The organism is Paraclostridium dentum (assembly GCF_012922555.1).
GTDB classification, from domain to species: Bacteria; Bacillota; Clostridia; order Peptostreptococcales; family Peptostreptococcaceae; genus Paraclostridium; species Paraclostridium dentum.
On sequence record NZ_WIPK01000013.1, the window covers coordinates 1 to 17,861 of the forward strand.

General features: G+C 30.0%; 21 protein-coding genes. 2 read left to right on the plus strand and 19 right to left on the minus strand.

Annotated features, from left to right (window positions below; all coding sequences use genetic code 11):
• Window positions 1–217 precede the first annotated feature (217 nt).
• Window positions 218–1,093: an aldose 1-epimerase family protein gene (locus GFJ41_RS14800; RefSeq protein ID WP_035118309.1), complete on the plus strand. Its 876-nt coding sequence runs from the start codon at window positions 218–220 to the stop codon at window positions 1,091–1,093.
• Window positions 1,094–1,165: 72 nt separating this feature from the next.
• Here the strand turns inward: GFJ41_RS14800 and GFJ41_RS14805 are convergent, their stop codons facing one another.
• Window positions 1,166–2,287: a S41 family peptidase gene (locus GFJ41_RS14805; protein ID WP_170075743.1), complete on the minus strand. Its 1,122-nt coding sequence runs from the start codon at window positions 2,285–2,287 to the stop codon at window positions 1,166–1,168.
• 162 nt (window positions 2,288–2,449) lie between these two features.
• Between GFJ41_RS14805 and GFJ41_RS14810 the strand changes: the two genes are divergently transcribed.
• Window positions 2,450–3,013: a 5-formyltetrahydrofolate cyclo-ligase gene (locus tag GFJ41_RS14810; protein ID WP_170075744.1), complete on the plus strand. Its 564-nt coding sequence runs from the start codon at window positions 2,450–2,452 to the stop codon at window positions 3,011–3,013.
• 44 nt (window positions 3,014–3,057) lie between these two features.
• Here the strand turns inward: GFJ41_RS14810 and GFJ41_RS14815 are convergent, their stop codons facing one another.
• The 18 genes from GFJ41_RS14815 to atpB all read right to left on the minus strand — a co-directional run bounded on the left by GFJ41_RS14815 (window position 3,058) and on the right by atpB (window position 17,859).
• On the minus strand, window positions 3,058–5,439 hold the full coding sequence (locus tag GFJ41_RS14815) for a Lon protease family protein (protein ID WP_170075745.1): 2,382 nt from the start codon (window positions 5,437–5,439) through the stop codon (window positions 3,058–3,060).
• 200 nt (window positions 5,440–5,639) lie between these two features.
• Complete coding sequence (locus tag GFJ41_RS14820) at window positions 5,640–6,065, minus strand: hypothetical protein (RefSeq protein WP_025161277.1); 426 nt, start codon at window positions 6,063–6,065, stop codon at window positions 5,640–5,642.
• 119 nt (window positions 6,066–6,184) lie between these two features.
• Window positions 6,185–7,120, minus strand: coding sequence for a transketolase family protein (locus tag GFJ41_RS14825; protein ID WP_025161276.1), 936 nt, complete (start codon window positions 7,118–7,120; stop codon window positions 6,185–6,187).
• Window positions 7,113–7,940: a transketolase gene (locus GFJ41_RS14830; RefSeq protein WP_053832898.1), complete on the minus strand. Its 828-nt coding sequence runs from the start codon at window positions 7,938–7,940 to the stop codon at window positions 7,113–7,115. Before GFJ41_RS14830 ends, GFJ41_RS14825 begins: the two co-directional genes overlap by 8 nt.
• A gap of 163 nt (window positions 7,941–8,103) precedes the next feature.
• Entirely contained in the window at window positions 8,104–8,469 is a 366-nt protein-coding gene (locus GFJ41_RS14835; protein WP_021430410.1) for a type II toxin-antitoxin system PemK/MazF family toxin, read from the minus strand.
• The gene (locus tag GFJ41_RS14840; protein ID WP_035118413.1) at window positions 8,459–8,734 is read right to left on the minus strand and encodes a hypothetical protein; all 276 of its coding nucleotides are present in this window, start codon (window positions 8,732–8,734) and stop codon (window positions 8,459–8,461) included. The genes GFJ41_RS14835 and GFJ41_RS14840 overlap by 11 nt, the downstream gene beginning before the upstream one ends.
• 42 nt (window positions 8,735–8,776) lie before the next feature.
• Complete coding sequence (gene alr, locus GFJ41_RS14845; RefSeq protein ID WP_170075746.1) at window positions 8,777–9,940, minus strand: alanine racemase; 1,164 nt, start codon at window positions 9,938–9,940, stop codon at window positions 8,777–8,779.
• Between the two features lie 14 nt (window positions 9,941–9,954).
• Window positions 9,955–10,545, minus strand: coding sequence for a germination lipoprotein GerS (gerS, locus tag GFJ41_RS14850; protein WP_170075747.1), 591 nt, complete (start codon window positions 10,543–10,545; stop codon window positions 9,955–9,957).
• Between the two features lie 22 nt (window positions 10,546–10,567).
• A complete protein-coding gene (locus GFJ41_RS14855) occupies window positions 10,568–11,029 on the minus strand; it encodes a CBS domain-containing protein (RefSeq protein ID WP_021434186.1) in 462 nt (153 codons plus the stop codon).
• A gap of 4 nt (window positions 11,030–11,033) precedes the next feature.
• Window positions 11,034–11,414, minus strand: a complete 381-nt coding sequence (gene acpS, locus GFJ41_RS14860; protein WP_170075748.1) for a holo-ACP synthase — start codon at window positions 11,412–11,414, stop codon at window positions 11,034–11,036.
• 219 nt (window positions 11,415–11,633) lie between these two features.
• Complete coding sequence (atpC, locus tag GFJ41_RS14865; protein ID WP_021430426.1) at window positions 11,634–11,894, minus strand: ATP synthase F1 subunit epsilon; 261 nt, start codon at window positions 11,892–11,894, stop codon at window positions 11,634–11,636.
• A gap of 2 nt (window positions 11,895–11,896) precedes the next feature.
• Window positions 11,897–13,291: a F0F1 ATP synthase subunit beta gene (atpD, locus tag GFJ41_RS14870; RefSeq protein WP_021430421.1), complete on the minus strand. Its 1,395-nt coding sequence runs from the start codon at window positions 13,289–13,291 to the stop codon at window positions 11,897–11,899.
• Window positions 13,292–13,307: 16 nt separating this feature from the next.
• On the minus strand, window positions 13,308–14,171 hold the full coding sequence (gene atpG / locus GFJ41_RS14875) for an ATP synthase F1 subunit gamma (protein WP_035118330.1): 864 nt from the start codon (window positions 14,169–14,171) through the stop codon (window positions 13,308–13,310).
• 28 nt (window positions 14,172–14,199) lie between these two features.
• Window positions 14,200–15,702, minus strand: coding sequence for a F0F1 ATP synthase subunit alpha (gene atpA / locus GFJ41_RS14880; protein WP_021434189.1), 1,503 nt, complete (start codon window positions 15,700–15,702; stop codon window positions 14,200–14,202).
• Window positions 15,703–15,717: 15 nt separating this feature from the next.
• A complete protein-coding gene (locus GFJ41_RS14885) occupies window positions 15,718–16,260 on the minus strand; it encodes a F0F1 ATP synthase subunit delta (RefSeq protein WP_170075749.1) in 543 nt (180 codons plus the stop codon).
• Entirely contained in the window at window positions 16,257–16,757 is a 501-nt protein-coding gene (atpF, locus tag GFJ41_RS14890; RefSeq protein WP_035118335.1) for a F0F1 ATP synthase subunit B, read from the minus strand. Before atpF ends, GFJ41_RS14885 begins: the two co-directional genes overlap by 4 nt.
• Window positions 16,758–16,842: 85 nt before the next feature.
• Window positions 16,843–17,097, minus strand: a complete 255-nt coding sequence (atpE, locus tag GFJ41_RS14895) for an ATP synthase F0 subunit C (protein WP_053832903.1) — start codon at window positions 17,095–17,097, stop codon at window positions 16,843–16,845.
• A gap of 60 nt (window positions 17,098–17,157) precedes the next feature.
• Window positions 17,158–17,859 carry a F0F1 ATP synthase subunit A gene (gene atpB, locus GFJ41_RS14900; protein ID WP_170075750.1) on the minus strand — a complete coding sequence of 234 codons (702 nt, stop codon included), beginning with the start codon at window positions 17,857–17,859 and terminating at the stop codon, window positions 17,158–17,160.
• Between the last annotated feature and the right edge of the window lie 2 nt (window positions 17,860–17,861).

Below are 17,861 nucleotides of genomic sequence, written 5' to 3' on the forward strand. Positions count from 1 at the left end.
TGGCTTGGTTGTTTGTGTTTAATTCTTTAAAAAAGAATTTATATAATTAACCTACTGTTTAATTTTCAAAGTTCTTACATTTTTTCTACAAGTTATACTTTACCACCTCTTTTATCTTTCGTCAATACTTTTTTTATTTATTTTATTTTTTATTTAATTATTTTTTATTATATAATGAAAACGTGAATAAAAGAATTTAAATAAAGGAGTTTTAAAAATGAATAAACTTGAAAATAAAGATTTAATTATTGAAGTTAAAAATACAGGCGCTGAACTAAGTCGAATATACTCTAAAACGCTTAATAAAGAGTTTTTATGGAATGGAAATAAAAAGTTTTGGGGAAGACATTCTCCTATTCTATTTCCTATTGTAGGAAGACTAAAAGATAATGAAACTATTATAGATGAAAAAACATACAATATGAATCAACACGGATTTGCTCGAGATTTTGATTTTAATTTAATAGAAAAGGATCAAAACTCTTTAACATATAAATTAGCTTCTACTGGCGAAACTAAAAAGTACTATCCTTATGATTTTGAATTATTCATTAAATACATAATCACTGAAACTGAAATTAAAGTTTGCTGGAAAGTTATAAATACAGATTGTAGTGATATATTTTTTTCAATAGGCGCTCATCCAGCTTTTAATGTTCCATTTGATAAAGATACTACTATTGACAATTACTACTTAAACTTTAAAACTAGAGATGAAGTATCTAACTATTTATTACAAGGACCTTTTGTTTGTAAAAAATCAAAAGTCGATAATTTAAAATCAATTAAATTACATCCAGAAATTTTTAAAAATGATGCTTTAATATATGATAATGTAGATGAAATTACTATATCATCTAAAAATAGTTCTACATCTATAAATGTAAAGTTTCATAATTTTCCATTTGTTGGAGTTTGGTCTCCTTATAACACAGAAAATAATACAATAGCACCTTTTGTATGTATAGAACCTTGGTTTGGAATAGCCGACTGTTTAGATTCTAATAAAATTTTCAAAAACAAATTAGGAATAAATCAATTATCTCCAAATAAAACTTTCGAAGCTTCTTATTCAATAACTATAAATTCATAATTTGTAACAATAAAGGACTGAGGCAATCTAATTTCACATAAAGTGAATTAATTTGCCTCAGTCCTTTTAATTTTATTTATTTATTTGATTATTCATCCAATCTATAGCAGCTTGAAGTTGCTTATTTTCATCTTTTTCTTCTATTTTAGGCTTTATTCCCTTTTTATTTATATAGTCTCCACTCGGAGTATAATATTGAGCTGTAGTAAGTTTATAACCTGTTCCATCATTTAAACCTCTTACAGTTTGAACTAATCCTTTACCAAATGTAGTTGTTCCTATAGCTATTCCTCTATTGTTATCAACTATAGCTCCTGTAAGTATTTCAGATGCAGATGCACTACCTCCGTTTATAAGTAAAGCTATCGGTAAATCTAATTCTCTATTATTATCAGATTTTAAATACTTAGCTTTCCCGCTATTATCTTTAACAGACACTATAGTATCTCCCTCAGGTAATATTTCATCTGCTATATCATCACATATATTTAATAATCCTCCTGGATTATCTCGTAAATCTAACACTAGACCTTTTATGCCTTTTTTATTTAAACTATCTAGAGCCTTTTTAAAGTCATCATAAGTATGTTCATCAAATGACGAAATTTTTATGTATCCAATATTATTTTCTAAAACTTTAGAATCTATAGTTTTCATTACTATTTCTTCTCTTTTAACATTTATATCTAATACTTCACTACCTCTTTTTATAGTTAACTTAACATCTGTTCCTGCTTTTCCTTTTATAAGACTCATTGCCTTATCCATATCTTTAGAAGTAACTTCTTTTCCATTAACTTTAATTATTTTATCTCCTGATTTTATTCCACTTTTTTCAGCAGGAGATCCTTCTATAGGAGATACAACAGTTATTAATTCATCATCAGATGTTGGACCTATAACTACCCCTATTCCTACATAACTACCTGATGTTTGTTCTTGTAACTTTTTAAACTCTTCTTTTGTGTAGTATTGTGAGTATGGATCATCCAAGCTTTCAAACATCCCTTTTATAGATCCTGTCATCAATTTTTCATTATCAGGGTCCTTATAAAAATCTTTATCTATCGTTCTTTTTAAACCAGCAATTTTATCATACCCCTTATACTTGAAACCTACTACTTGAGATGTTATTAATGCCGTAGCGATTACAATTATAACAGAGTATATTATAGCCCTTTTTTTGGATATCATTTTATGCATCTCCTTTTACATAATATACTATATTATTATATGCCTTCATATTATTTTTATTACTGCATGTCTTTCAGTTGATGTTATCGTATTTTAATACTAAACTCCTTATTAGGAAGTTTTTATACCATATTATACCACATTAAAGAAAGGTGATTTAAATTGAAAAAAGATTTTAGAAAAAAAGTTATAGAACTTAGAAAAAAACAATCTCCTCAATCTATAATTTACAAATCTAAAAAAATTTCCGATATAATTTTATCATTAGAGGATGTAAAAGAAGCCTCTACTATAATGATTTACTTAGACTTTAATAACGAAGTAAAAACTGATAGCCTAGTAAACTCATTAATTTCTTTAGGTAAAAAAGTATTAGTACCTATTACCATAAAAGAAAACAAAACCCTTGTACCTTCACAAATCAAAAATATAAATACAGAAGTTTCAATAGGAACCTATGGCATAAGGGAACCTAAAAAAGAGTTTATAAGAGTAACAGATATCGAATCAATAGATGTTTTAATAGTACCTGCAGTTGCCTTTGATATAAATAAATTTAGATTAGGCTATGGAGGTGGCTTCTATGATAGATTTATAGAAAAACTGAGACCTGATAGTATAACCATAGGAATAGCTTTTGAATTTCAAATTTTTAATTCTATACCAAAAGAAAGTCATGATGCCCAACTAAATTACATTGTAACAGAAGAAAGAATTTTAAAATAAAAATATCAAATAGAGTAAAGTATTATCTTTACTCTATTTAATAACTATTTATCTTTTTTATCATCATCATTTTTTCTATATATATTTAATTGCTCTATAACTTTTTTATCTATTTCTTCTATAGTAAGTCCTGTAAGAATTCCTAGTCCTTCTTCTATATTGGATATTGCATATATACTAAACTGTCCATTTTTTACAGCTTCTACCACTTCATCTTTTAACATTAAATTTTTAACATTTTGTATAGGCATCATTACACCTTGTTTTCCATTTAAACCTTTTATCTTACAGACATCAAAAAATCCTTCTATTTTTTCATTTATTCCTCCTATAGGCTGAATTTCGCCTTTTTGGCTTACAGATCCAGTTACTGCTATATTCTGTTTAATTGGTATTTTAGATATACTAGATATTACCGCATATAATTCAGTACTAGATGCACTATCTCCATCTACACCACAATAATTTTGTTCAAAAGTTATAGATGTTGATATAGATAAAGGTTTTTCCTTACCATATCTTTCTCCTAAGTATCCCGTTAATATTAAAACACCTTTATCATGTATACTTCCACTTTGCTTTATCTCTCTTTCTATATTTATAATCCCACTTCTACCTTTATATGTTGATGCAGTTATTTTAGAAGGCTTTCCGAAACTATATTCACCTGTTCCCATTACAGCCAGTCCATTTATTTGACCAACTTTTTCTCCATCTATATCTATTAATAATGTTTCATCTTCAAACATTTCATTTAACTTTTCTTCATATTTATTATTTCTATATCTTTTTTGATTAATGGCCTTCTCTACATCTAATTTAGTTACATATTTTGAATCTACTTTACTAAGAGCTTCCGATTCAAAAATCAAATCTACAATTTTATTAAATTTAGCTGTCAATTTTTCTTTATCATCACTAAGTCTTACACTATATTCTAAAACTCTTTCCACTGCTTCTCTATCAAAGTGTTTTAAGTTATATTCTTTACATTGATTGGATATAAGCTTAATAATTTTATATATGTTTTCATTATTTTTATTAATTTCAACATCAAAGTCAGCCATTATTTTAAATAAATTTCTAAAATCTTCCTCATAAGAGTACAATATATTATAAATATAATTGTCACCTATTAAAATCACCTTTATATCTAAATCAATAGGTTCTGGTTTTAAATTAGATGTAACTAAGTATCCATACTGCTTATTTAGAGATTCTATTGATATTTTGCCTGTCTTAAGTGATCTTTTTAGACATTCCCATGAAAAAGGACTTGATAATAAATCTTTAGCATTTATTATTATAAATCCTCCATTAGCCTTGTGTAATGACCCTGGCTTTATTTCCATAAAACTAGTAGTTAATGATCCTATTTCATTTTTATAGTCTATCGATCCTGCCAAATTGTAATATGTAGGATTGTTTTCATTTATAACCTTGCCTTCCGTACACTCGCTATTATCAATTAGTAAATTAACTCCATATCTAACAAAAAACTTAGCATCACTTTTAGGACCCATTAAACCTAATAATGCCATTGGATTTTGATTATTTTCTTCTCCTGAAGTCTTAAATTTACTTATATTTTCCACAATATCATCGCATAAATCATTTATATAGTCTTTAACTTTTTTACATTCTCCATATCTTTCTAGTAAATATCTCTCATAGAATCCAACTAAGCTTTTACCTACATTTTTATCTAATTCATCCAATTTCTCTTTATATTGATCTTCACATAGCTTTATTTCATTAATATATTCTTTGCTATCTTGATTTAATTTTAAACCCTCTTCTCTTAAATCTTTTATCTGTTGAGGTGTTAAGTTCCCAATTTCTGCTTCTCCTAGCATATCACCATCTGAGTTTATGGGAACACTTATCAACCCTCTTTCTGTTACTTCAAATTTAAATCCTCTAGGTTTTGCAATTCCATTTAGCTTATCTATTATATATTGAATATTACTTTCAAGTTCCGTCATCAATAGTCTATTATGATATTCATATTCCTTAGTACTAAAAATCTTAGGTATCTCTAATTTTAACTTTTCAATAATATCTTCCATATCTTTTTTAAATAACTTACCTTGTCCACATTCAAAAGATAAAGCTATTGGTTCGTTATTATTCTTAAAATTATAAACATATGCCCAATCTTTTATATTTTTATTATTTTTCTTAACTTTGCTTATAAGCATATTCGTATAACTATTTCTTCCTGTGCCACTACTCCCCGCAACATAAATGTTATAACCTTTTTGTTTCATATTAAGACCAAATTCTATAGCTTTAACAGCTCTGTCTTGACCAATTATATCCCTAACTGGTTCTATATCTTCTGTAGATTTGAATTCTATATTATCTAAGTCACAAGTACATTTCAATTTTTCAATATCTAATTTAAACTTATCCGAATTAAACATTCATTCACCTCATAGCATTTATTTTTACATTTAGTTTTACCTATATAACATAAATAATGTACTTTACTTATAAACAATGTTATTCAAACTAATATTTTTAATCTACTTATATAAAATATAAAATTCGGTTTGGACATAAAATTTTTTACATAAAAAAAGTTATAAATAATTAGTTTAGCCTAATTATTTATAACTTCTTGTTATTTTTCTACTTTTGAATTCAGTTCAATTCTATCTGGTAGTTCTTTTAAGTTAGTTTCTACTACTATGTAAGGATGTGATTCCTCTTTATTTTTATGTACAACTTCAACTTTCATTACATTTTTATCTTCTTCTTTAAACATTTTTATAGAGTTCATCTCTATTCCCTTATTTGCATCTTTACCTCTAGTCACAACTACATATATCTTGCCATCTAGTTTAACAGCTAGAGCTCTTTCTTCATCTGTGTATTTACCCATCATATCAAGAATCTTTTCTGGAATTTCATTTTTTTGGAGCATTATATAATCTACAGGTTTTGACTCATCCATAAACATTTTTGGCACAAATACAAAACCTCCTAATAGTAGAATTAAAACTATCATTCCATAGATTACGCCCCTAATATTAAATTTAACTTTCAATTAATCACCCCCCCATATAAATATATGAGCTTGTTTTTAATAATAGAAGATTTTTAAAAAATAAAAAGCCGCAAATATTAGATATAATATCTAATATTTGCGGCTCAATAATCATAAATTTATTTTTTAGCTATAGCTTCTTTTACACTCTTAACTATTTCCTTAGAAGTTAATCCATAAGCTTCTAATAATTCTTTCGGTGTTCCTGATTGTCCAAATACATCCTTAACACCAACTTTTTTAACTATAACTGGGCACTCTTCACTAACAACTTCACTAACTGCAGATCCTAGTCCACCAATTATATTATGTTCCTCAGCTGTAACTATTACTTTAGTTTCTTTAGCTGCATTTAATATTATTTCTTTATCTATAGGCTTTATAGTAGGCATATTTATAACTCTAACATTTATACCTTCTTCTTTTAATTGCTCATGTGCTATTACAGCTTCATTAACCATTATTCCGCAAGCTATTATAGTAGCGTCATTACCTTCTCTTACTACTACACCTTTACCAATTTCAAACTTGTAGTTCTCATCAAATAAAGTTGGAACTGCAGATCTTCCAAGTCTAACATATACTGGTCCATTGTATTTAGCAATTTCAAATATAACTTGTTCTGTTTCAACTCCATCAGCTGGAACGATAACAGTCATATTAGGTATTGATCTCATTATAGCTATATCTTCTACACTTTGGTGAGATGCTCCATCTTCTCCTACAGTTATACCTGCATGTGTAGCACATACTTTTACATTTAACTTAGGATAACATGCAGAGTTTCTGATTATTTCAAATCCTCTTCCTGTTGCAAACATAGCAAAACTACTTGCAAAAGGTATTTTACCTGCTGCTGCTAATCCACAAGCTGCACCTATTAAGTTTTGTTCCGCTATACCCATATTGAAAAATCTATCAGGGAATGCTTTTGAAAAGTCATTTGTTTTTGTAGATTTAGATAAATCTGCATCTAAAACAACCACATTATCATTTACTTGACCTAATTTAACTAAGGCTTTTCCATATGCTTCTCTAGTTGCTATACTACTCATTATCCGAACCTCCTAATTCTTGTAATGCTTTTTCTAAATCGCTATCACTAGGTGCTGTTCCATGCCATCCAGCATTATTTTCCATAAAAGAAACACCTTTACCCTTAACAGTTTTAGCTATTATCATTGTAGGTTTCCCTACTGTTTCTTTAGCCATATCAAGAGCTGCGAATATTTGATCAAAATCATGTCCATCTATTTCAATAACGTTCCATCCAAAGCTTTTGAATTTATCCATTGCAGGACCTACATTCATAACTTTTTCAACTTCTCCGTCAATTTGTAATCCATTGTAATCTAAAAATGCTACTAAATTATCTAATTTATAGTGAGCTGCACTCATTGCTGCTTCCCAAACTATACCTTCTTGTATTTCTCCATCCCCAAGTAATGTGTATACTCTCCATGGCGCATTATCTAATTTAGATGCCATTGCCATACCACATGCTACTGAAAAACCTTGTCCTAAAGAACCTGTTGACATTTCAACCCCTGGTATTCCCTTCATATCTGGATGACCTTGTAACATTGCTCCTATTTTTCTTAATGAGTTTAATTCTGATTTATCAAAATAACCCTTCTCAGCTAATGTAGAATATAAAACTGGAGCTGCGTGTCCTTTTGATAGTACAAATCTATCTCTATCTTCCATCTTTGGATTTCTAGAATCTACATTCATTTCATCAAAATAAAGTGATGTTAATATTTCAACTGCAGATAATGATCCTCCTGGATGTCCAGATTTAGAACTATGTATCATGGTAACTATATCTCTTCTTATATTACGTGCAATTCCATTTAATACTTTATGGTCTCTCATGTAATTACCTCCTTGTTTTGTGAGTAAAACTACTGACTCTATATATGTACTTTGCAATTGTACCATACTAATTCCATATTATTATATCACTTTTTGCGTTTTTTTTGCTTAAAAATCCAAAAAAAATTATTGATATACTCTTTCAATACACCAATAATTTAAATTAAATTTGAAATAATCCCAAACTTATAAGCAGACTATTATTCACTTTTTCCATCATACATTCATCTAGATAACCTATTTTTTCTCTTAAACGCTTTTTATCTATAGTTCTTATTTGCTCTAAGAGAATAACGGAATCTTTATTAAGCCCATACTCATTCGAACTAATTTCAATATGAGTTGGTAATTTAGCCTTGTTAATTTGCGAAGTTATGGCCGCAACAATAACAGTTGGACTATACTTGTTTCCTATGTCATTTTGAATGATTAGAACTGGTCTTATTCCACCTTGTTCAGATCCAACTACAGGGCTTAAATCGGCATAAAATAAATGTCCGCGTTTTATATCTAAATTGTTAGAACTCACCTTGAGCTATAGTCCCTTCAAGGTTATCATCAGAAGATACCTCATTTGTCATTCCTAGCTCGGCTAAAGTTAAATTTATTTGACCCATTTCTTTATAACCCTTAATCATGGATTCTTTTAAGTCAAATTTTTTCTTTTGTGTAATGTAGAATTGAAAAGCAGCTTTTGCAAAATCTTCTCTGTTAGAGTTCTCTATCTGTACTATATGATCAACTTCAGAAATCAAAGAGTCAGGTAGAGTAAACACAATTTTCTCTTTGCTCATATTGTGCACAAAATCGCCTCCTAGGGGGTAATACTATCATCTTTATTTTACCAAATAATTATCTTTTTGTACAATTGCATTTCTTTCCATATAAACACGTTCAACTCGTCTAGAAATCATACATAAGACTTCATAATTTATTGTTCCTAAGTCTTTAGCTATTTTTTCTACACTCTGATTTTCGCTCTCAGAAAATATTATAACCTCATCGTCAATTTTTATGTCTATATCTTTATCTATTTTTATCATACATTGATCCATACATATAGTTCCTACAACATCAAACTCTAATCCTTGTATATAAGCCTTAGGATTTTTTTGCATTCTTGTAAATCCATCAGCATATCCAATAGGTACCGTAACTATTCTTTCTTTAGATTTAGTTACATATTTAAGACCATAACTTATACCTATATTCTCATCAACTTCCTTTATATGAGAAACCCTAGTTTTCAATGTCATAGCAGGTTTTAAATCAATTATATCTTTATTAACATCATCAGAAGGATAATGTCCATAAAGTATAATTCCACATCTAACCATATTAAAATTTAAATCTTTACATTCCATAGTTGCTGCACTATTAGAAACATGTTTTATAGGAATATCAATGTCTGCAGCTTGTAATTTTTCAATTACTAAGTTAAATTTATAAACTTGACCATAAGTGTATTCTTTATTTCTTTCATCAGCCGTAGCAAAATGTGTATATATGCCCTCTATAAAAATATTTTCAAGTTGATTAATTCTAATTATTTCAGTTATAGATTCATCATTTACTTGAAATCCTATCCTACTCATTCCTGTATCTATTTTTATATGAATTTTAGCTTTTTTGTTATGTTTTTTTGCGATTTTATTTGCTAAAAATGCAGTTTCATATGAAAATATAGTTAAACTGATGTCATTAATTATAGCTTCTTCTAAAGATTGATTTGGTATATATCCTAAACATAATATAGGTAATCCTATATCATTTTGTCTAAGTTCTAGACCTTCTTCAAGCCTAGATACTGCTAAATAATCTACATTTTCTCTTTCTAAAAACTTTGATATCTGCACTGCCCCATGACTATATGCATTAGCCTTAACCACTCCACAAATTTTAGTATCTTCTTTTAATATTTTTTTTATATTTTTTAAATTATTACTTATATTATCTAGATTTATCTCCGCCCATGTAGGAGCTGTTATATTTATCTTCATTGTCTATCTCCTTGCTATTTCTTGTACTTAAAATCAGAATAATTGACTATAAATCTGGTATTCCCTTCCTGATCTAATATTTCTAATTTAGCAGGATAATTTTCTTTTGAGTCTATATAAAGTATCTGCTTGTTGAAATATTTAGTGTTCCCAGGTATTGATACTGTAAGCATTAAATACCCATTCTTCATTCCAATCTCTACATCTTCCCCTTGTAGATAATTCTCTACAAAATCTCCAACAAATAAATGCTGACTATCTTTTCCTACATTAGGTAAAATCAATTTATCTTCTACCTCTGGGTTAGTTACAATTATCTTATCTTGTTTGTATTCTATAGTCTTACCCTTAAGATGCTTAGGCTGTAAGGCAACTAATTTAAAGTTACCAGGACCATTATATTCATGTAAAAAAGAGTATTTATGAGATTTTTTATTTCCTATAACTTCTATATCTGCTTTACACTTATAGTACTTCATCTTCGATATGTCATTTTGAAAGTTTTTGTATACCTCTTCTTTTGTGGACTTGCTTTTTTCACAACCTATAAATATAGTCGTAAAGCTTATAACTAAAATCAAAAATAACGTCCACTTTCGTTTCACACAATACCTCCTAATTTAAAATCTATTCTTCATACATAGATTTTATTATATCGTATCTACAAATTATTCCTTTTATTTTGTCATTTTCATCAACTACAGGAACTCTGTTTACTGATTTTTTTATCATTATGTTTGCAATATCATCAAATGTATCATTCTCATAAACTTTTATTACATCTTCAGACATTAAGTCTTTGACTTTAGTAGCTGCTATATCTTTTATGTCATGTTCTATCTTTTTAAAATCATTAATACATATTAACCCCTGTAAAAATGTTATGTACTCTGGAGGATCTACGTATTTTTCTTTTTTCATTATATCTGTTTCTGAGATAATACCTACAACTTTATTATCTTTATCCACTACAGGCACTCCACCTATTTTCTCAGTTATAAGAATGTTAGCTATATCCTGTATATTATCAGTTTCTCTTGCTACCTTTACATTAGTAGTCATTATATCTTTCGCTTTTTTAGTTTTCATCTTATCACTCCTTAACTATTACCATAGCATTAGCTACAGCATAATTTTCACTATGAGATATAGATACTTGTATTTCTAAAACATTATAATCTATGCACATTTGTCTTAAATTATTATAAGTTTTAACTATAGGCTTTCCATTTTTATCTCTTAAAACCTCTATGTCATCAAAATTAAAATTTTTAATGCCTGTTCCAAAAGCTTTACTTATGGCTTCTTTTGCAGAAAAATTTCCAGCTATAGTTTCAGATCTAAATTTTTTTGATTCAAAATACTCTATCTCTTCATCAGTGAATATTTTATTTAAAAATCTTTTTTTATTTTTTAATATGTTTTCTATTCTTTCTATTTCTACTATATCTATACCTATACCCAATATATTCATGGATACCTCCAAATTTATGTATATATTACTATTTTGTGACTTAAATTCAAATCTATTCAATTGTTTATACTAAATTTTATTTACAAATCTATTTTTATATTACTATAGAGAAATTTATTTTAATAGTTCCACAAGTATTTAAATTTAAGTGAATAGTGGTTATAAATTTACTTAGTTATAAAAAAATAAAAAGGCTAGAGTTAAACTCTAGCCTTTTTTCTATAACCATTCTGCAGATTCAGTTAAAATAACAGCTTGCTCTTTTTCAACTTGAACGAATCCCCCAGATATTTTTGCTTCTTTAAATTTACCTTCTCTTTTTAGACGTAGAGTTCCATCTGATAATCCTGCAACTAAAGGTCTGTGGTTTTTTAATATACCTCTATCTCCTTCAGTAGTTCTCACTATTATCATCTCTGTTTGACCTTCATAGAAGACTTTTTCAGGAGTAACAATTTTAACCGCAAATTCGCTTGCCATTATTATCTACTCTCCTTCGCTTTTTCAACTGCCTCTTCTATACTTCCTACGAATAAGAAAGCTGATTCTGGTAAGTTATCATGCTTACCTTCTAATATTTCTTTGAAACTTCTTACAGTTTCTTTAACAGGTACATATTTACCTGGTATTCCTGTGAACTGCTCACCAACGAAGAATGGTTGAGATAAGAATCTCTCTATCTTTCTAGCTCTGTTAACAGTTATCTTATCTTCATCAGATAATTCATCCATACCAAGTATAGCTATTATATCTTGAAGTTCTTTATACTTTTGAAGTATAGATTGAACTGATACTGCTATCTCGTAATGTTCTTTACCAACTATAGCTGGGTCAAGAACTCTAGATGTAGACTCTAATGGGTCAACAGCTGGGAATATACCTAGAGAAGCTTTTTGTCTAGATAAAACTGTTTTAGCATCTAAGTGAGTGAATGTTGTAGCTGGTGCTGGGTCAGTTAAGTCATCGGCAGGTACATATACAGCCTGAACTGATGTTATAGACCCTTTATTTGTAGATGTTATTCTCTCTTGTAATCTACCCATCTCTGTTGCTAATGTTGGTTGGTATCCAACTGCTGATGGAGTACGTCCAAGAAGTGCAGAAACCTCAGATCCTGCTTGAGTGAAACGGAATATATTATCTACGAATAATAAAACATCTTGCCCTTGTTGATCCCTGAAGTATTCAGCCATTGTAAGACCAGTTAAAGCAACTCTCATTCTTGCTCCAGGCGGTTCATTCATTTGTCCGAATACTAGAGCTGTTTTATTTATAACTCCTGTATCGCTCATCTCATGGAATAAGTCGTTACCTTCTCTTGTTCTCTCTCCAACACCTGCGAATACTGATATACCACCGTGTTGAGTAGCTATATTGTTGATAAGCTCTTGTATAAGAACTGTTTTACCAACTCCAGCTCCTCCGAATAGACCTATCTTACCACCTTTTAAGTATGGTGCTAGTAAGTCAACAACTTTTATACCAGTCTCTAGTATCTCAGCTCCTGGGTTTAATTCATCGAATGCTGGCGCTTCTCTATGTATAGGGTTTTTAGGAGCATCTTTTGGAGCTTCTTTACCATCAACTGGCTCACCTAATACATTGAATATTCTTCCTAAAGTTTCTTCTCCTACAGGAACACTTATAGCAGCTCCTGTATCAACAACTTCCATACCTCTTACTAGTCCATCAGTTGAACTCATTGATATACATCTTACAGTATCATCACCAACATGTTGTGCAACCTCTACAACTATTTTTTTATCTCCGTGCTTTATCTCTAATGCATTTAATAGATTAGGTAAGCTTTTTTCATCATTGAACTTTACGTCAACAACTGGCCCGATAACCTGAACTATTTTACCTATGTTTGCCATGTCCTAACCTCCTTATTTATTGAGCTGAAGAAGCTCCTGCAACTATCTCAGATATTTCTTGAGTAACTGCAGCTTGTCTTGCTCTATTGTATTGTAATTCTAAATTAGATATCATTTCATTTGCATTGTCTGTTGCTGATTCCATAGCTGTTCTTCTTGCAGCTTGCTCTGAAGCGTAAGACTCAGCTAATCCTCCGTATATCATTCCTGATACATACTTAGGAACTATAAATCCAAGCACAGCGTCTGCAGAAGGTAAGTATTGAACTGCCGCTCCACTTTGCTTCTTCTCTTCACCTTTGTCAGCTTCTATACTTATTGGTAAAAGCTTAACTAATCTTGGCTCTTGACTTAATGCAGAAACGAACTCTGTATATATTAATTTAACTTCGTCTATGTCTCCGTTTTGATACGAATCCATTACAGTTTTTGATATATTCATTATATCTTCATAGTTAGCATTTTCAACAGAAGGTATTGATCCTATTACTTCAAAGTCTCTTTTGCTAACAAATTCTTTTGCTTTTTTTCCTATAGTAACAACTTTAACATTTTTAGAGCCTTGAGTTTCAGCAACTAATGATTTAAATACATTTGCATTGTATCCACCTGCAAGTCCTCTGTCTCCTGCTATTACTACATAACATCTATTTTTAACTTCTCTTTGTTTAAGAAATTCACTTTTAACTCCGCTCGTACTCTTAGCTATATTCTCTACAGCTTCTTTTAAAGTGTTAAAATACGCTTTAGAACTTTCAGCTTTTTCCTTAGCTCTTCTAAATTTAGAAGAAGAAACTAATTCCATTGCTTTAGTTATTTGTTTCGTATTTTCAACACTGGCAATACGAGTTTTGATTTCCTTCATTCCAGCTCCTGCCAATTGAGTTACCTCCTTTTTTTAAAAAGGATTACGCTTCTATAACAAATTTCTTTTTGAAATCGTTTATAGCGTTCGTTAATTCTTGAGCAAAGTCTTCATTTGCAAGAATTTTTTCTCCTATTTGTGGATAATTAGCATCTATAAATTCTAATAATTCTGCTTCAAATCTCTTTATGTTATTTACAGGTATATCTGCTAATAAGTTATTTGTAACTGCAAATACCATTACAACTTGATTTGAAACTTCCATTGGTTGATGTTCTCCTTGTTTAAGAACCTCAACTATTCTTTCCCCTTGAGCAAGTCTCTTCTTAGTATCTTCATCTAAGTCAGATCCAAATTGAGAGAATGCAGCAAGTTCTTTATATTGTGAGTAAAGAAGTTTTAATGGTCCTGCAACTTTTTTCATTGATTTTATTTGTGCAGATCCTCCAACCCTTGAAACTGATATACCAGGGTCAACTGCAGGTCTTATTCCTGCGTAGAATAATTCTGGTACAAGGTATATTTGTCCGTCTGTTATAGATATAACGTTAGTTGGTATATAAGCAGAAACGTCTCCACCTTGAGTTTCTATTATAGGTAATGCAGTTATTGATCCTGCTCCTAATTCATCAGATAACTTAGCTGCTCTTTCAAGTAATCTTGAATGTAGGTAGAATACGTCTCCTGGGTACGCTTCACGTCCTGGTGGTCTCTTAAGTAATAATGACATTTCTCTGTATGCAACGGCATGCTTAGTTAAGTCATCATATACTATTAATACATGTTTTCCATTGAACATGAATTCTTCACCCATAGCAACACCTGCATATGGAGCTAAGAATTGAAGTGGTGCAGATTCAGATGCAGTAGCAGAAACTACTATTGTATAATCCATTGCTCCACCTTTTTCTAATGTACTAACAACTTGAGAAACAGTAGAACGTTTTTGTCCTATTGCAACATATATACATATAACATCTTTACCTTTTTGGTTAAGTATTGTATCTACACATATAGATGTTTTACCTGTTTGTCTATCTCCGATAACAAGCTCTCTTTGCCCTTTACCTATTGGTATCATGGCATCTATAGCTTTTATACCTGTTTGTAATGGCTCATGAACAGATTTTCTAGCCATTATTCCTGTAGCTTCAGATTCAACTGGTCTGAATTTAGTTGCATTTATAGGTCCTTTTCCATCAACTGGTTGACCTAATGAGTTTACAACTCTACCTATCATTTCGTCTCCAACTGGAACTTGAACTATATTACCAGTTCTTTTTACGATGTCTCCTTCTTTTATTCCAGAGTCATCTCCTAGCATAACTGCCCCAACCATTTCTTCTTCAAGGTTAAGAGCCATTCCGTATACTTTACCTGGGAACTCTAATAACTCACCAGCCATAGCTTTTTCTAATCCGTAAACACTAGCTATACCGTCCCCAACTTTTAAAACACTTCCTGTATCTGTTAACTCTACTTTATTTTCGTAATTCTTTATTTGCTCTTTTATTATAGCACTTATTTCTTCTGGTTTTAAATTCATGGGTTCACCGCCCTCCTAAGATATTACTTGAGATAGTTGTTCCTTCATCTTATCTAAACGATTTTTAACTGTTCCATCTATCTCTTCGTTTCCAAGTCTAACTAGGACTCCACCTAATACAGACTCATCTACTTCATTTTTTAAAATAACTGTTTTGTTATATTTAGTTGAAAGTTTAGCTTGAAGTCCTTCAAGTTCTTCACTTTCCATAGGAACTGCTGTTATAGCAACTCCTTCTAATATATTGTTTTTATCATTTAATAAAGCTTTAAAAGCTTCTGCTATACCAGTTATTAAAGATAATCTATCTTTATCAGCTAATATTTTCATGAAATTTAACATTTCTTTATTTAATTGAGATCCAAATATATTAGATATTAAATCTTTTTTATCGTCCTTTGATACTATTGGAGATTTTAATATATTTGCAAACTCTTTATTTTCATTTATTATATCTACTACAGCCTTTAGCTCATTATATAGTTTTTCAGTCGACTTAGAGTCTTCTCCAACTTGGAATAAGGCTTCAGCGTATCTGCTTGCAACTATATTTATCATTGAGCTTCGCCTACCTCTTTTATAAAGTCATTTATTAGCTTTTCATGCTTAGACTTATCTAGGTCACTTTCTATAACCTTAGATGCTGCAAGTAAAGCTATTGAAGATATGTCATCCTTAACTTCATTCATAACTTTTTGTCTTTCTTGTACTATATCTTTACTAGCTTTTTCTTTTATGCTTGTAGCTTCATTTTTAGCTGTAGATATTATTTCCTCTGATTTTTGTTCTGCTCTTACAGTTGCTTGTTTTATTATTTCTTGCCCTTGCTCTTTAGCAGAACTTAATTTTTCTTCGAATTCTTTTTTGAACTTTTCACCCTCAGATTTAGATTTCTCTCCTTGAGCTAAGTTTGTTTGAATATCTTTTTCTCTCGCTTCTATTATTCCTAAAACAGGTTTAAATAAAAGTTTCTTTAAAATAACAAACACTAAGAATGTATTTATTAATTGGAATAGTAATTCATATGTTAACCCAATTAGTGGTTTTAATTCCATCCTTATTCCTCCTTTCTACTAATCACAATTCGTAATTAGGAGATGGTTCCCCACCTCCTATTTATAATGCCTTAAACTTTAATTCTTATAATTTTGATATGAATGGATTAGCGAATAGAAGTATTATAGCTACAACTAAACCATATATTGCTGAAGACTCTGCAACTGCAGCTCCAAGTAACATTGTTTGAGTTATATCACCTTTAGCTTCTGGTTGATTTCCAACTGCCTCTGCAGCTTTACCTGCTGCGAATCCTTGTCCTATTCCTGCTCCTATACCTGTTGCAACTGCGATACCTGCTCCTATAGCTGAACCTGCTAATAATATAGCTGTTTCCATGATTGTTTCCTCCTTAAATTTCAATAATTTTTTATTGTTTTTTGTTTATTTACATATCAATTACTCTGTAGCATTTGATACAAATACCATTGTAAGCATTATGAATATGAACGCTTGTAATACACCAGCAAATATATCAAAGTATAAATGTAATGGTACTGGTATTATTAATTGTCCAAAAGGTATATTTATGCCTGTTAAGCTTGTTGACACGAATCCTAAGAATTGATATAAAAGTGCCATGATAACAGATCCTCCTAATATATTACCAAATGGACGGAAACTTAATGATATAGGTTTTGCTAATTCCCCTATTATATTAAGCGGTAATAAGAATGGTATTGGCTCAAGTAACTCCTTGAACATTCCCATACCTTTTTTCTTGACACCTGCATAGTAAATCATAAAGAATGTTATTAATGCCCATGCTAATGTAGTGTCTAAATCTGTTGTAGGTGATCTAAATCCTAATAGTCCTATAAGGTTTGATGTTGCAAAGAATAAGAATAAACTTCCTATATATGGAACCATAAAAGGTAATTCTTTTATAGCTGTTGGTCCCATAGTTGCTTTTACAAACTTATCAAATCCACCTATAACAAATTCTAAAAATATTTGTACTTTACTAGTTGGAACTTTCTTTAAGTTTCTAGTTAAAAAATAAGATGCTATAGCAAGACCTGCTAATATTATCCAACTTGTTATAACTGTATCACTTAACTTGAAGTTTCCAAAATATAGTATATATTGTGCTTGCTTCACAG